The 14618-nt window shown below is 40.9% G+C and carries 14 protein-coding genes; 6 read left to right on the top strand and 8 right to left on the bottom strand.

All coding sequences use genetic code 11. The annotated features are described in order from the left end of the window. Positions 1 to 7 precede the first annotated feature (7 nt). A complete protein-coding gene (locus FGG79_RS16290) occupies positions 8 to 1000 on the bottom strand; it encodes a nuclease-related domain-containing protein (protein WP_138780248.1) in 993 nt (330 codons plus the stop codon). Positions 1001 to 1299: 299 nt separating this feature from the next. Between FGG79_RS16290 and FGG79_RS16285 the strand changes: the two genes are divergently transcribed. Then, positions 1300 to 2514, top strand: a complete 1215-nt coding sequence (locus FGG79_RS16285; protein ID WP_138780246.1) for an MFS transporter — start codon at positions 1300 to 1302, stop codon at positions 2512 to 2514. Positions 2515 to 2609: 95 nt separating this feature from the next. Here FGG79_RS16285 and FGG79_RS16280 read toward each other — a convergent pair whose 3' ends face one another. Continuing rightward, entirely contained in the window at positions 2610 to 2765 is a 156-nt protein-coding gene (locus FGG79_RS16280; RefSeq protein WP_138780244.1) for a DUF1540 domain-containing protein, read from the bottom strand. 143 nt (positions 2766 to 2908) lie between these two features. On the opposite strand from FGG79_RS16280, the gene FGG79_RS16275 reads away from it, so the two are divergent. After that, positions 2909 to 3184 carry a hypothetical protein gene (locus FGG79_RS16275; RefSeq protein WP_138780242.1) on the top strand — a complete coding sequence of 92 codons (276 nt, stop codon included), beginning with the start codon at positions 2909 to 2911 and terminating at the stop codon, positions 3182 to 3184. A gap of 66 nt (positions 3185 to 3250) precedes the next feature. Here the strand turns inward: FGG79_RS16275 and FGG79_RS16270 are convergent, their stop codons facing one another. Next, positions 3251 to 4456 carry an MFS transporter gene (locus FGG79_RS16270; RefSeq protein WP_138780240.1) on the bottom strand — a complete coding sequence of 402 codons (1206 nt, stop codon included), beginning with the start codon at positions 4454 to 4456 and terminating at the stop codon, positions 3251 to 3253. Positions 4457 to 4626: 170 nt separating this feature from the next. Here FGG79_RS16270 and FGG79_RS16265 point away from each other — a divergent pair, with 170 nt between their 5' ends. From FGG79_RS16265 to FGG79_RS16250, 4 genes are all read left to right on the top strand, one after another. Then, positions 4627 to 5061 (top strand): MarR family winged helix-turn-helix transcriptional regulator, encoded by a 435-nt coding sequence (locus FGG79_RS16265; protein ID WP_205688834.1) that lies wholly within the window; start codon positions 4627 to 4629, stop codon positions 5059 to 5061. 451 nt (positions 5062 to 5512) lie between these two features. Then, the gene (locus FGG79_RS16260; protein ID WP_138780238.1) at positions 5513 to 7156 is read left to right on the top strand and encodes a M4 family metallopeptidase; all 1644 of its coding nucleotides are present in this window, start codon (positions 5513 to 5515) and stop codon (positions 7154 to 7156) included. Between the two features lie 169 nt (positions 7157 to 7325). Next, entirely contained in the window at positions 7326 to 8414 is a 1089-nt protein-coding gene (locus FGG79_RS16255; protein WP_171050976.1) for a diguanylate cyclase, read from the top strand. A gap of 198 nt (positions 8415 to 8612) precedes the next feature. Then, on the top strand, positions 8613 to 8801 hold the full coding sequence (locus FGG79_RS16250; RefSeq protein WP_138780235.1) for a hypothetical protein: 189 nt from the start codon (positions 8613 to 8615) through the stop codon (positions 8799 to 8801). 254 nt (positions 8802 to 9055) lie between these two features. Here the strand turns inward: FGG79_RS16250 and FGG79_RS16245 are convergent, their stop codons facing one another. The 5 genes from FGG79_RS16245 to FGG79_RS16225 form a co-directional block, all read right to left on the bottom strand. Then, a complete protein-coding gene (locus FGG79_RS16245) occupies positions 9056 to 9469 on the bottom strand; it encodes a DoxX family protein (protein ID WP_138780233.1) in 414 nt (137 codons plus the stop codon). A 128-nt stretch (positions 9470 to 9597) separates the two neighbouring features. After that, positions 9598 to 10818 carry an aspartate kinase gene (locus tag FGG79_RS16240; protein WP_138780231.1) on the bottom strand — a complete coding sequence of 407 codons (1221 nt, stop codon included), beginning with the start codon at positions 10816 to 10818 and terminating at the stop codon, positions 9598 to 9600. A gap of 46 nt (positions 10819 to 10864) precedes the next feature. After that, positions 10865 to 12685 carry an IucA/IucC family protein gene (locus FGG79_RS16235; RefSeq protein WP_138780229.1) on the bottom strand — a complete coding sequence of 607 codons (1821 nt, stop codon included), beginning with the start codon at positions 12683 to 12685 and terminating at the stop codon, positions 10865 to 10867. 38 nt (positions 12686 to 12723) lie between these two features. Continuing rightward, the gene (locus FGG79_RS16230; protein ID WP_138780227.1) at positions 12724 to 14073 is read right to left on the bottom strand and encodes a lysine N(6)-hydroxylase/L-ornithine N(5)-oxygenase family protein; all 1350 of its coding nucleotides are present in this window, start codon (positions 14071 to 14073) and stop codon (positions 12724 to 12726) included. Further along, the gene (locus FGG79_RS16225) at positions 14048 to 14599 is read right to left on the bottom strand and encodes a GNAT family N-acetyltransferase (protein ID WP_138780547.1); all 552 of its coding nucleotides are present in this window, start codon (positions 14597 to 14599) and stop codon (positions 14048 to 14050) included. The genes FGG79_RS16230 and FGG79_RS16225 overlap by 26 nt, the downstream gene beginning before the upstream one ends. Positions 14600 to 14618: the final 19 nt, after the last annotated feature.

Raw genomic sequence — 14618 nt, 5'->3', positions numbered from 1 at the left:
CGTCAGATTATTGATGGGTTTTTTGTTTGGATTTTTCATTTAATGAGAGGATGTATTTTGTGCCTTTTTTGGTGCCTGTGGTGGAGAGGTTTAGAGATTGGAGGAGCCTTTTGGCAACATGTGAGGAATCAATTTGCAAGTACTTTCTTAGTTGATTATTAGTTATCGTTGGACCTATTAATAGCTCATAATCTTTTAGTGCCTGGATATGAGCAGATTTATCTTTCCTTTCACATTTTATACAAACCCAAGTACTATGCTTTCTAACTAGAGGGCGATTATTACACATTTGACATATCACCCCTTTTAATAGATCTTCTTCAGAAATACTAAATCGTTCTAAAATAGATGGACGGGCTTCTGTATGGTGTCTTTTCAATGTGCGAATTAGTTTTTTCAGGTCTTTTGTAGAAAGGGATTCTTTTCGATTAAGTCTCTCATAATCCCTCACCTTGTCCAAAAGATTATGACGATGAATGACTATTTTATTAAGGGTTTTGTTTTCTGAAGTGGTTTTAATGATTGATCGGTCGTTGCTCATGACTACGAATGAAGATAAGGGAATATCGAAGAATCCGTTCTTTGTAAGCCAGTTCAAAAGCTTGGCTCCCTGCCTTTTAATTTGCACTGTTGGGTCCGGTAAAGCCAGTTCAGTGCCGGCTTTTGTTTGTATTAATTGGTTGAAAACGGGGTCGAAATAAGCAATGCCAGAAATGTACTTCACTTCAATTATGAGGATGAATTTAGTTGAGATGAGCAAGGTATCTAGTTGAAAAAAGCTATCTTTGTAAGGAATTCTAAGATCATGGAGAATGAAGTATTTTTTAGGTTCTAAAAAGCTTAACGGGTAATCAAGAGATTTCTCTCCCTTAAAACCTGCCATTCTTTTGCCGATCTCTTCTGAAATTTGAGGAATTTTAGGGTGGTTGAGAGGGAGCCTGCGAAGTAAAGCTTGCAAAATGAGGAGAATTCGGGGAATAGTTCTTTCCTTTTCAATCATTTAATCACTCCAATCTGATTTTGTACTACTTGTATTCTCTTTAACCGAGAGAAAATCCTGCTCAAAGAGGTTGGTTTAAATTATATCAGCGAATTTCTGAATTTATCAGCGGAATTTTCGATATATCAGCGAAAATCAAGTTTTATCAGCGAATTCTCAATTTTATCAGCGATTAGCCAATTCCACCCCTTTTCACAACTCCCCCTTACTCCACCTCACAAAAAAACCATTCCCATAACCACCCCACCCATAGTATATTTAGACTAACGAAATAAATCGACTGCGAGGGACGGACCTATATGTGGAGAAATAAAAATGTGTGGATCTTATTGATTGGAGAGTTTATTGCTGGTCTTGGATTATGGCTCGGGATCATCGGAAATCTGGAATTTATGCAGGAGAAGGTGCCTTCTGATTTTCTGAAGTCGGTCATACTGGCTTCCGGGCTGCTTGCGGGTCTTGTGGTCGGACCATTAGCCGGTAGAGTAACGGATCAGGCGAATAAAAAGACGGTGATGCTCATTTCAGGCTTCACCAGAGCATTAAGTGTTGTTTTCATGCTGATTGCAATCGCCACGGGCTCAGTGCTATGGATGGTCGTGTTCTTAATCAGCATTCAAATTTCTGCCGCTTTCTATTTCCCTGCTCTGCAAGCTGCCATTCCGATGGTGGTGAAAGAGAAGGAACTATTGCAAATGAATGGGGTCCATATGAATGTCGCCACCCTTTCGAGGATCCTTGGTACTGCATTAGCGGGCATTCTATTGGTCGTCATGTCTTTATCCATGCTATATGTTCTTTCCTTATTGGCGTATCTTGCCCTCTTCATCATGACCCTGTTCCTATCAATTGCAGAAGAGTCAGCACCATCCGAACAGCTTGGCTCCAAACCAAAGGCAGCAGGTTTTAAGGACGTATTCCCAGTCATCAAAGGACTTCCTATTGTACTTATGACGCTTGTGATGACCCTCATACCACTGCTATTTATCGGGGGGTTTAACTTGATGGTTATCAACATCAGTGAGCTTCAAGATAGTTCTTCGATAAAGGGATGGATTTACACAGCTGAAGGTATTGCCTTTATGACGGGTGCGTTCACTGTAAAGAAAATCGGGGAGAAAGTGTCGCCTTACAAAATCTTATTCACCTTTAGTTTTGTCATTGGGATTGCCCAACTGCTCCTTTATTTCGCCACCAGTCCGGTCATGTCGGTGCTTGCGTTTACTGTGTTTGGTTTTGCTGTTGGGTGCTTCTTCCCTACTGCCGCCACGATTTTTCAAACGCGAATCCCGAAAGAGTTTCACGGCCGCTTCTTTTCTTTTAGAAATATGATGGACCGATTAATATTCCAGGTAGTACTTCTCTTAACCGGGCTCCTATTTGATCTTGTCGGACTGCAGATCATGACGGTATTATTCGGATGCCTCTCCCTTGCCATGACGGGACTTTTCTACTCGAGATACCGGCAAATCAGAACAACCACTCTATCGGAACAGCAGTTTAATACACACTAAGCTCACTCTTGTGAGCTTTTTTGTATAAGAATGAGAATTATTATCAATACTATGTAAAAAGAAGACAACCACGCCTATGGTTGCCTTCTCGTACATTACATACCAGCTTCGAACGTTTTACAATCGGTTTCTTCACTGTTGTGGGCTTTGTTTCCTTTATGACTGACAACGAAAATCTGATCGGCGGAGCATTTTTTGCCTTCGCTATTGTATTTACAGTTACTTACTTCACAAAGTACATCTTGTGCCATCTTCATACACCTCCCTTATTATCTTTAGAGTGTACGTTTCTCCCCTGATTCATACTTGATTTGTGGTGAAGGATCATCATATACCTGGAGTTTCCACCATATAATTAAAGAGATATGATGGATTAGAAGGGAGAATCTTCGGGATGGAGCAAAGACGCTTGTATCATGTACAAAACCTTGCATTTGAAATTATGGATCAAATGAATAGAGATAATGAATTGAAGAGAACTGATCATTTAAAGCACGTAATCGACAACTTATCCCGTGCAATTGGGAGTCTTACAGATCCATCAGGGACATTTTCCCTTGAATATGTTGAAGAAAAGATTGCCATTGCCCATTATTTATTATTTAAAAACGAGAAAAAAGTTGCCCGTATACACTTTGATAAACAATCCGTATCCTCACTTAATGAATGAGAAAGAGGACTTACCGCGATTCGGTAAGTCCTCTACTTATGTTGGGCCTCTTTCTTACATATTCATTTATAGTTCCAATACGCTCACGTTCTGATTTTCATCATGCTGTCCACGTTTGGTCACTACAGTATAAACCGCGATTGTGACGAATATCATCCCACTGCAAATAAGATACAAAGGAGGAAATCCAAACTGGGATGAAACGACGCCCAATACAAACGATCCAATGGCAATCCCAAGGTCATAAAAAATAAGGAACGTAGCCGTCGCATGCCCTGTTCTCCTTTTAGGTGCGACCTGTATAGACATGGTTTGAAAACTTGGAAGCAAAGCACCGTAACCAAGTCCGATAAGCGTTCCTGCAATCAATAATAGTAGGACGGAATGAGTGACACTCAAAAGAATCAAACCGATGGCAAAAATAATGAGGGATGGATAGATGACCGAGTTCGGGCCTGATCGATCAAATAAACGTCCTGTATAGGGTCGCGATAGTAGCATAGCAGCTGCAAAGACAACGAAGAATAAGCTGACGGATTCAAATAAATGAATTGATTTAGCATATACAGATATAAACGACATGATCCCGGAGTAGGCAAATGATGTTAAGAATCCTACAAGGGCAATCGGTATCGCTTTAACTTCTATCAAATCCTTAAATGTTAATCGTCCCGACACTTTCGCTTCCACCACATCGTCCTCCGTAACTTGAATGCCGAATGAACAAAGGAAACCGATGACGATTACTAAGGCAAGACCCATAAACAATGATGAATAAGGGATCCATTGAATAAGTGCTAACGAAATAAACGGTCCGACCACGACAGCCAAGTTCATGGACATGGCAAAATAACCAAGCCCCTCTCCCTTTCTGTGAGAAGGAATCATTTCTGCAGCAATAGCGACCAGTACCGTCGTACCTATACTAAACCAAATGCCATGGAAAAAGCGCAACCCCATTAACAAATAAAAATCATTAATCCAGAAATAAATGAATGATGACACCCCAAATAACATGACACTCATGATCAGTGTTCTCTTCTTTCCCAACAGTTCAATGATTTTCCCAGAGAAAGGTCGAACGATAATCGCCGAAAGTAAAAAAATCGTTGTAGCAAGACCTGCCTCCCCTTCCGTACCATTCAGTTCATCGGTTACATAGAGAGGCAAGACGGTTAGTAACGAATAAAATACTAAAAAGATAATAAAATTATTTACTAATGCCATAAAAAATGGTCGTGTCCATATCGTGGATTGATTGGAATGATTCATAAATATCTCCTTCGTTCAATTAGTTGTTATACTAATTATATCTATAACATGTATACTTGTAAATATAGTTGTTATGACAATTATATTGAAGGACTTTTGATGAAACGCTCAAATCCTCCTGAATTTCATGTATGATAAAGAGAAGAAAATGAATGCAGCAGGTGAATATAATGACGATGTCCCGAGATGAATCGATCGGCTTGTATGCCAGCCATACCGTAAAGAATATCATTCGATTCCTTACCCTTCAGATGAAGGACTTTGATGTGACACCCGAACAGTGGACCGTATTAAGGCGACTGGCAGAACAGGATGGTATCAGTCAAAAACAATTGGCGTTGAAATCAGAAAAAGATCAGCCTACCTTGACGAGGATATTAGACATATTGGAACGAAAAGAACTGATCTCTAAACAGACAAACAAAGAGGATAGAAGATCTTTCCTTATTTTCATTACAGAGAAAGGGTTGTCAGTAAATGATGAATTGTCCCCTTTTATTGAAGGCTTATATGAAGACAGGATTCTGAAAGGAATATCCGAGGAGGACTTAGAAGTATATAAGAGAGTTCTTTCCCAAATCAATGAGAACATGACTAGAGGATAGGAGTGTGAAGATGCAAAAAATCCCAATCATCCTGCAAATGTATACATTGCGAAATGAGCTTAAACTAGACTTGCCAGGCACACTGCAAACAGTGGCGGCGTGCGTATGAGTCTTGACTACCTTCGACATCATAAACTCTGACACCAAAAGGACTTGCCATAGTGGTCAAGTCCTTTTTTCGATTTAATTCCTCCCTGTTCCTCATGGACTATTCAATAATGAAATATGCCTAGAAAAATATTTTTCGTCGAAATGGATAGAAAAGTGCAGGATTTCCCCTTCAAATTGCTTCATACGGAAAAACGCAAACACTAAATATTTTAAATTTACTGAATATTACCATTTTTTTCATTGTCAAACCTATCATTTTTTACTAGACTTCTAATTAGCCACCGGGGCCAAAAGGAATAGCTATTTCCAAAATCTATGATCAAAAGGGGAAATTGTAATTATGTCGAAAAAGAAACTCGTTAGTTTAGCACTAGGTACTTCTCTAGTATTCAGCGCATCGTTTACAGGTGCCACCACATTTGCTCAGTCTTCAGATTCAATTACTTCAAAAATGGACATTCATCAAAAGGTCATGAACGTAGATAAAAAAGGACCTAGCTTCTTATCTGGTAAACTATCAAAAGGTATCGTCAAAAATGACAAAGATGTTAAAAATTTCTTAAAAGACAACAAAGGCCTTTTCGCTGTCGATCCTCATTCCGAACTGACGTTATTGGAAAAGACGACAGATGATCTAGGAATGTCACATTATAAATTCACCCAATCAGTTGACGGTGTCCCTGTCGACGGTGCCATCTTTATCGTTCATACAAACAAGAAAAATGAAGTGACTGCTACAACTGGTCAACTTTATAAAGAAGCTTCTAAAAAGGTTACCAAGACAAAATCAAAAATTAATCAAAAATCAGCTACCGATTTAGCATGGAAGCACATCGGTGTGTCAAAAGCAGAGACAGTCGCTGGTACTCATGACGAGCATGCCATTGATGCTCCGAAAGACAGTGCCGTTGAAAGCACAACCGAAAAAAATGATCTTGTGATTCATGAAAAAGATGGAAAGTTCGCCCTCGCATATAAAGTTCAACTTCAATTCATCGAACCTTATGGAGCGAACTGGCAGATTTATGTTGATGCGAAAGACGGTTCTATCCTAGAAGCTTATAATGCTGTAACAGAGGGAGCAACAACAGGAAGCGGCTACGGAGTTTTAGATGACTATAAAACTCTTAATACTTATTCGTCAAACGGAACCTATTACTTATATGATGTAACAAAACCAATGAACGGTGTCATTGAAACATTTACGGCTCAAAATGGATCAAGTCTTCCAGGAAGCTATGCTGTTGATAGTAATAATTCTTGGACTGCTTACTCCCAAGCAGCTGAAGTAGATGCACATGCTTACGCTGGAAAAGTCTATGATTATTATAAGAACACGCATAACCGCAATAGTTTTGATAATAACGGAGCAACCATCCGTTCCACTGTCCACTATGGTTCCAATTACAATAATGCGTTCTGGAATGGAGCCCAAATGGTCTACGGTGACGGGGACGGTTCTACCTTCACTTCCCTATCAGGAGCACTCGATGTCGTTGCCCATGAATTGACACATGCTGTGACGGAACGTACTGCCGGATTACAATATCAATATCAATCTGGTGCCCTTAACGAGTCATTCTCGGATGTCTTCGGTTATTTCTTAGATCCAGCCGATTACTTAATGGGTGAAGATGTCTATACTCCAGGAATCTCAGGAGACGCCCTTCGCAGTCTGTCGAATCCTACTCAATATGGACAACCTGCTCATATGAATAACTATGTGAACACTTCTTCTGATAACGGGGGCGTTCATACGAACTCCGGTATCCCGAACAAAGCTGCTTACAACACGATCTCAAGCATCGGTAAAGCGAAAGCAGAAAAGATTTACTACCGTGCCCTGACGGTTTACTTAACACCGACAAGTAACTTCAGCTATGCTCGTGCGGCCCTTCTACAATCAGCTGCAGACCTTTACGGCAGTGGCAGTGCTACGTATAACTCCGTTAAATCAGCTTGGGATGCTGTTGGAGTTTATTAATTAAGATTACCTTTTCTTACAAAAAGCCGTCCAGTGAGGACGGCTTTTTGTTTTGTAGGTCATTTATTGTAAACTCTTTCAAAATAATTAACCTAAGCTCTCATCTTACCGATATAATGAATATAGGTACAATGTCACATAACCGGTCCTTTATCTAGGAGGGATGTTCATGCTAGAGCCTTTATTCATTAACGTTTGTGTTTTTATCTCTTTCATCTATTGTGCCGGATTGATCATGAGAAACCATCGAAAATTCCCGATTCCCTTCTCTCTATTGATGGGTATGTTCTGCGGGATGCTTGGACTTGCTCTCATGAATTTCTCCATCCCACTGAATCATCATACAATCGTTGATTTGAGACATTTGGCGATCGTGACAGCTGCTGTTTATATAGGATGGCTCCCTGGTTTGATCTCTGCCATCATCATTACTGCAGGTAGAATATTCATGTTCGGGGTGAGTTCACAAGCCATCGTTGCAGGTGTTGTGATGCTTTCAATCGGGGTCCTCTCGACTCTGATGACCCGTCTCCCACTTCAGAACCTGGCTAAGCTACAAACGATGAACATAGTCAGCTTATTCCTCATTTTTTTCGCATTATTAATTAATATAGGATTCTCTGAAACAATGAATGTGATTCCTTACCATGCAACCACTTCTCTATTGGCAGGCTTTATTGCCTATTCCATAGCAGAACAGATTAAGCGTTCTAATGAACAATATCAAATGCTGAAACTAAATGCGACGAAAGATTTTCTGACGAGCCTAAATAACGTACGACAATTTGACGTGAGCTATAATCAAGCGTTGAATCAAGCAAAGGAAAGAAATGAAAAGCTTTCCTTCCTATTGATCGATATCGATCACTTCAAGACGGTAAATGATACTCATGGTCACCAGGCAGGTGATGACGTATTGAAAGAACTGGGCAAAGTATTGCCCCTTCACTCGAGAACATTTGATATTGTGTCCAGAAATGGGGGAGAGGAATTCAGCATCCTCTTACTCGATTGCCCACACAAGCATGCCATGATGATAGCGGAAAGAATTCGCGTTGCAGTGAAAGAACATCCATTTCCCATTCATACAAACCAAGTACTCCATATTACTGTTTCAATCGGAGTATCCACTTTTCCCGATACGATTTCTCCTGAAAATGAAGAAATCTTTGAGCAAGCTGATAAAGCTCTCTATCTCGCTAAAAGGACTGGACGAAATAAAGTATGCGATTTCCAAATGGTTCAAGCCGTTCATTGATTTTATTTGACAAGGTTCAGCAGCTTTTCCCAGGAAATGATGCTGACACCTGTCGTTTATCATAGAAAAGAGGAGAAAAAATTGATTTTGATCAAATCGATTTTTTCTCCTCTTTTCGTTAGGCTCTTTTCGCAAAGATTGTTGTTTTCTAAACATAGGAGCTGCTGCCAAGGCTCTGTCTATGAGTGAGTGCGATAGATGGTGTGGGGAACGGCTACGCTTTCCGGCGGACGAACGGCCAAGCCTCCTCAGCTGCGCTTCCGGGGTCTCGGCACGCCCGTTTTTCCGCAGGAGTCTACGCCGTTCCCCTCACCATCTACAAGAGATGTCGTGACAGAGCTTACTAGTAAAAAAACGCATGAAATGGCATTTTACTATTCAAGCTAAAATCGACCACTGCACGCGATAAAAAATGATGTTTTCTAGCCGTGTATGGTAGTAGATAAATCATCATACTTAGTAAGTTGATTGTAGCGGAAGGTGCTCGACTCCTGCGGGAATTGCGGGAAAGTTGAGACCCCGCAGGGCAAGCCCGAGGAGGCTCAACTCACGCCCCGCGGAAAGCGAGCACCTGCAGTGGAAATCAACTAGCACTCGCTACCTTCAATAGCAACAAAGTTTACGAAAAGAGCCTTTCGTTATTATAAGGAAGGTTCTTCAGATGAAAGTTTAGTCCGTTGTTTATTGATGACATTCATTAATGACCATTTATCACTTCCGGCTATAGCTAGCATCACAGAGAGCGCTAGTAACGTTAATGGATATTCATACCCGCCAATCAGACCCATTTTCAACTTCACCAATACGATGGCTCCAAGCATGGTTACTGCAATCGCAATAGCTGACGGAATTACATAGAATCCAATAATCAGTGTTAGTCCCCCAACTGCTTCTATGATCGCCGTTATATAGGCCATGACAGGAGGCAATCCGATTTGATCAAACATTCCGATCGTTTTTTCCATTCCCATAATTTTTTGCATGCCGTGTGCCACCATAATAATCCCTAAAATGACACGTCCGATTAATAAAGACCACTCCACTCGATTCTTCATAATATCACTCCTCTTTCCTATGCTAACGGAAAAAAAGGAAATTTAGATCACTTCTCCTTTTTCAGAAAATGATTGAGAGTACCAAACTGAAGTCAAAAAGTGTTGATTCACTCCTGTCTTCCTCTGCTTTACACTGAAGCCTTCATCACAGTCTCAAAATCCAATCCAAACCCAGTATGTAAGCATTCTGCCGCCCGTTGGACTTGGCTATTCTCAATGACTGCCGTTACGCTTATTGCAGAGTTACCAACAACTTTCACTCGCACTGCGTTCTTTAATAAGATTTTGCACATCTCAATTTTAATCGCTGGATGTATTTTCTTATTTTTCCCTATTACAGACACCTTTGACAAACCACTTCTTCGTTCAATTCGTGAGTACATTTCTTTCTCTTTATCTAAGATAGATAATACTTCCTGAAGGTCTTGTTCCTTGATTAATAAGGACAAGAGGTCTCTACAACTCTGTTTGTATACATCTGCTTGAATATGTCGGGATGCAAGCTCACGCATTAATTCATCTTGGAATCCTGCAACATCTTCACAACCAATCATTTCAATTCTATTAATATCCTTTTCTAATGTGATGCCAATCACATGGGATGATCCCTTCTGATTTACATTACTGTGAATCATGGTTCCCCTGCCATTTTCAAAGCTCGATTTTATATGAAGCGGAATTCCGAATTTCTTCGCATGTTTAACCGCCCTTGGGTGAAGTACACCTGCTCCCATGACAGCTAAATTCTGCATATCTTCAAAGGAAAGGGAAACGATCTTCGATGCTTTAGGAACAAATCTGGGATCAGAGGTGTACACTCCGTCGACATCGGTATAAATGTCGCAGCGATCTGCTTGTAACGCCGCTGCCAGGGCTGCTGCCGTGATATCCGACCCTCCTCTTCCCAACGTCGAAATGTCCCCATCCCTCGTTATTCCTTGGAAGCCTGCTACCACAACCACTTTCCCATTATCCAGTTCGTTCCTGATTCTACTTGTATCAATGGATTGAATATGTGCATTTCCAAGAATGGAATCCGTTTGAATGCCTGCCTGCCATCCTGTGAAAGAAATTGCCTTCACTCCTTGCCGTTGGATGGCCATTGAAAGGAGAGAAATTGTTACCTGCTCTCCCGTAGCCAATAGCATATCCATTTCCCTCTTACTGGGTTCACAAGTGATGTCACTGACTAATTTCACGAGTGTATCGGTGGTTTTGCCCATTGCAGAAACCACAACAACGACGTCATGGCCCTGTTTCCTTTCCTGTATGACTCTGTCCGCCATGCGTTTTATTCGTTCGGTAGAACCAACAGAAGTTCCACCGAATTTTTGAACAATTGTACTCAAGTAATGGTCCTCCTTTCTATTTGAGAATTTATGGTTGATTGAATAATCAGATCGATCCAATAGTCCTGTTTCTTTTAAACAAGGCTAAGGAGTTTGTTACTTTCCCAAATTCGGACGCATGTGGGCGGTCATCGTCATCAGAGTACCCGTAATCCACCATACGGTTCCGGTTCAGGCATAATTTCGTGAGCTCTGGTTTAAAGAAGTCAAAGAGCTTGAAGCGTTCTTGTAATTGCGGGAATCGATCCTGGTAGTTATCTATAGCGTCAGCGAGAAGGCTCCAGAACGTTTCTTCTTTTATCATTTGATTGTTCTGTAACAAGTTGCTCAGATAACGAAGGTGACAAATAAAGAGACCTGTAAAGATAAACTGTGTAAGTCCTTCAGGCGGCTCCGTGCGAAGTACTGCCTTAAATTCAGATGACAGACCCTTTAATTCAGGAAAATCCTGATCTGAAATGTTGACGTCATCTACAAAATCTTTAATAGCTAAACGGTGCGGTTTTACGCCCTTCAACACGACAATTGTATTTTGGCCATGAGGGGAGAAAACCGTTCCGTATTGGTAAAGGTAATGTAGAAGAGGGTCCATTACGACTTTGAAAAATTGTTTCATCCATTCTTCTGAGTCCAGCCCTGATTGTTCGATTAAACTGGCAACATACGGTTTACTATTATGATCTTCATATAACAAGGCGGCCAGTGTAATCGCTTGTTCTCCTTCTTCTAAATACGTGTAGATACTTTCTCTCCATATGGTTCCTAGCATCTCCAAATATTGATATGGTGCCTGTTTTAATTGTGTGTAGTATGGATGATTTACATTCATACTGGCATTTTCACCTGGAAGGATAACTCGGCATTCGTCTTTTAAGAACGTATCCTTTTCAGCCATTCCTTTAATAAACTCTGTTACCATGGGAGCGATCACGGTTCGTTCCGATGGAAGTCCCCGATAAACAAGCGTGTTCAAAATACTCATTGGAAGCTTCACATGATGCTTATCTTTGTTCGTTGTATTCACAAAAGTGCGGATCGACTGCTGTGGAAGATAACGGTCTTTCCCCTCTCCTAAAGGAATGATCCTACCCATTGCCAATTCCTCAGGGAAATTCTGAATAAGTGTATTTTTCCATTGCCACTCGTGCACCGGCAAGTAATAGTAGCTGGAAGGTTCGCTTCCATTTTGATTAATAATCTCATCAAAACGAAGTCGCTCTTCTTCACTTAGTTCACAATCGATCAACGTTTGATAATCGAATCCTTCCACAGATTGAAATGATGCAATATCGTTATGAACAGCAATCCAGGAAAGTTGGACCTCTTTCTGTTGTTCAGGAGCAAAGGCAAGGTAATCATCATATCCGAATCCGATTCTCCCTTTGTTATATGTAATCCATGGGTGACCCGTCATATAGCCTTCAAGGAGGGCATAGTCTTCGTGAATCAGTTCATCGGATGTTTTCGTTTCCTTTTCTAGAAGGTGAGCATCTGCTATTAACGTACTGTTCATTTCCTTGATTAAATGTCCAGCCGTCTCAGATGACATCCCGATGACCTCTTGAAGATCCACCAATAGCTCTATTGCACTATCAGCTTCCTTTCTTCCTCCATTTTCAACAATATATACTGTTGTCCATTTCACATCGAAACTATCAAACAATCGTTTTTGTGCGATATAGTGATAGTGCTTGGAACTCGTGACCTGTAGGGAGTATTCAATATTCCCCCCTTCTTCTGAAAGAAGTTCAGGCTGGATCATCTCTTCATACATATACTCTGATAGCATTTTACCTATCAATCTCTTGTTAACTTTCGTCCAGCTATCATTCTTAAAAACACGTTGAATTTCTTCACTGAATAACATATTATCCCTTCTTTCACTTAGTCTATGTTTTCTTTCAATCAGAGTGGTACCGGAATGGATGCTGCTTTCGTTCCAAAGGTTTGAAATACATTTTTAGTTTGAACAGGATAGACGTCTCTTCCTGTAATAGTATTGATGATGATCGCATTACGGTTGGCACCAAGTCCAAGGTCAGGTGCCCCGACTCCATGGGTATGCATCTCACCGTTCTGCACAAAGATTTCACTAGGTCCATCTACATATGTTTCTAATCGATAATCTTCCTTCACTTTGTATCTGCCACGTTCATCCCAGTCAATCCAGTCTCCCATTTTCGAAAGGAATTCAGGAAATGCCGGCTTGTAGCCCGTTCCGAGTATGATGATATCTGCTTTATCCGTGAAATGTTCATCCTTGATCCGATGATAGCCCTGCAGCACAAAGGACGTTTCCGTTTTTTCGATTCCAACAATCTCTGTCATGGCTTGCAAAGCGATATCTGGATCATGGCAGCCAACGGATCGTTCATATAAATAATCATATATATCGGCGATCGTTTCTGAACTGATTCCTTTATACAGAAGACCTTGTTCCTGCAGGAGCTGATCCTTCTTTTCCTGTGGGAGCTGATAAAAGAACCGGGTATAATCAGGGGAGAAATATTCTAGACCCAGCTTTGAATATTCCATTGGGAAAAATCCCTTTGAACGTGTATACCACCGCAGTGAAAACCCATGTTTCTCCTGCTCTTTAGCTACATCAAGGAATACTTCGGCTGCACTTTGACCTGACCCGATCACGGCAATCGATTCAGCTTCGGCGCATATCCCCTTATTGGATAAATAATCGGCACTGTGAAACACGCTTTTGCCAAGCGCTTTCTGAAATGCATTTGGTACAGAAGGAACAGAACCAATTCCCAGTACGAGATGTTTCGTAAACAATGTCTCTGTTTGTTGTAAGGTCTCGTTCCATACGGTGACTTCATATACACTGTCCCCACTCCCCAATTGGACTGGGGCTACCGCTTGAACATCCATTCCAAATCGACAAGAATCCAACTGCTTACTCACCCATTGGCAATAATGGTTATATTCTTTTCTCGGTATGTGAAATTTCTCTAGAAAATAAAAGTGATATAAGCGGTTATGTGCCTCCAGATAGCGGAGGAAACTGTAGTCACTTCGTACATCTGCCATACTGACTAAATCGGCAAAAAACGGCACTTGAAGGGTTGTTCCATCAATCAACATGCCCGGATGCCAATTGAAAGCTCTCCTTTTTTCCAAAAATATGCTTTTCACTTCAGGTACTGAATCCAATAAAGCTGCTAATCCAAGATTAAATGGACCTAATCCGATACCGATGACGTCATATAATTCATTAGATGTGTTCGTGAAGTTGTTCATTCTGCCACCTCTTTTCAAATTCATTTCTCTCACAAAACATAAGCAGTCCGGTTTTATCTGGGAGGATAATCGGTTTAACGGGTATAAAACCGCATTTCTCAAAAACATGGATCATTTTATCATTTCGAATATCAGGCTCCGCCACGACCTTCATTGTCTTCCTTTCTTTAAACTGAAACGATACCATTGCTCTTAATAATGGAAGGGAGAACCCTTTACCAAGATACTCACTTTCTCCAATCAATAAATGCACACCCTGATCATAAGGAGCAGGGGAATACGCTTCCTCGACCACGTCGCCTTTTACCCAGTATGCCTCCCAGTAGCTCATGGCTACACCGTCAAGACACCCTGCATAAAGCGTCTGATGTTGATCTGACAGTGCCTTTTTCAAATGAGCTTGAAACTCGCTAAATGGGATATTCAAATTCCAAAATGGATGAACATGCTCTTCCATCATCCATTTGTGAATGCGATTTACATCCCGCTCAAAGTCGATTTTCTGAAATTGAATCGTTTTCTGGATTACTTGATCAAACACTTCA

Origin of the sequence: Bacillus sp. BHET2 (assembly GCF_005938125.1) — a bacterium.
Lineage (GTDB): Bacteria > Bacillota > Bacilli > Bacillales > Bacillaceae_B > Rossellomorea.
This window is presented reverse-complemented; position numbering and strand designations above follow the sequence as displayed.

Coding starts and splice junctions, on each gene's coding strand:
- FGG79_RS16235 (WP_138780229.1), bottom strand. CDS start 12,685: ATGTTATTCAGTGAAGAAATTCAACGTGTTTTTAAGAATGATAGCTGG.
- FGG79_RS16275 (WP_138780242.1), top strand. CDS start 2,909: ATGGAGCAAAGACGCTTGTATCATGTACAAAACCTTGCATTTGAAATT.
- FGG79_RS16270 (WP_138780240.1), bottom strand. CDS start 4,456: ATGAATCATTCCAATCAATCCACGATATGGACACGACCATTTTTTATG.
- FGG79_RS16245 (WP_138780233.1), bottom strand. CDS start 9,469: ATGAAGAATCGAGTGGAGTGGTCTTTATTAATCGGACGTGTCATTTTA.
- FGG79_RS16285 (WP_138780246.1), top strand. CDS start 1,300: ATGTGGAGAAATAAAAATGTGTGGATCTTATTGATTGGAGAGTTTATT.
- FGG79_RS16280 (WP_138780244.1), bottom strand. CDS start 2,765: ATGGCACAAGATGTACTTTGTGAAGTAAGTAACTGTAAATACAATAGC.
- FGG79_RS16265 (WP_205688834.1), top strand. CDS start 4,627: ATGACGATGTCCCGAGATGAATCGATCGGCTTGTATGCCAGCCATACC.
- FGG79_RS16290 (WP_138780248.1), bottom strand. CDS start 1,000: ATGATTGAAAAGGAAAGAACTATTCCCCGAATTCTCCTCATTTTGCAA.
- FGG79_RS16255 (WP_171050976.1), top strand. CDS start 7,326: ATGCTAGAGCCTTTATTCATTAACGTTTGTGTTTTTATCTCTTTCATC.
- FGG79_RS16230 (WP_138780227.1), bottom strand. CDS start 14,073: ATGAACAACTTCACGAACACATCTAATGAATTATATGACGTCATCGGT.
- FGG79_RS16250 (WP_138780235.1), top strand. CDS start 8,613: ATGGTGTGGGGAACGGCTACGCTTTCCGGCGGACGAACGGCCAAGCCT.
- FGG79_RS16260 (WP_138780238.1), top strand. CDS start 5,513: ATGTCGAAAAAGAAACTCGTTAGTTTAGCACTAGGTACTTCTCTAGTA.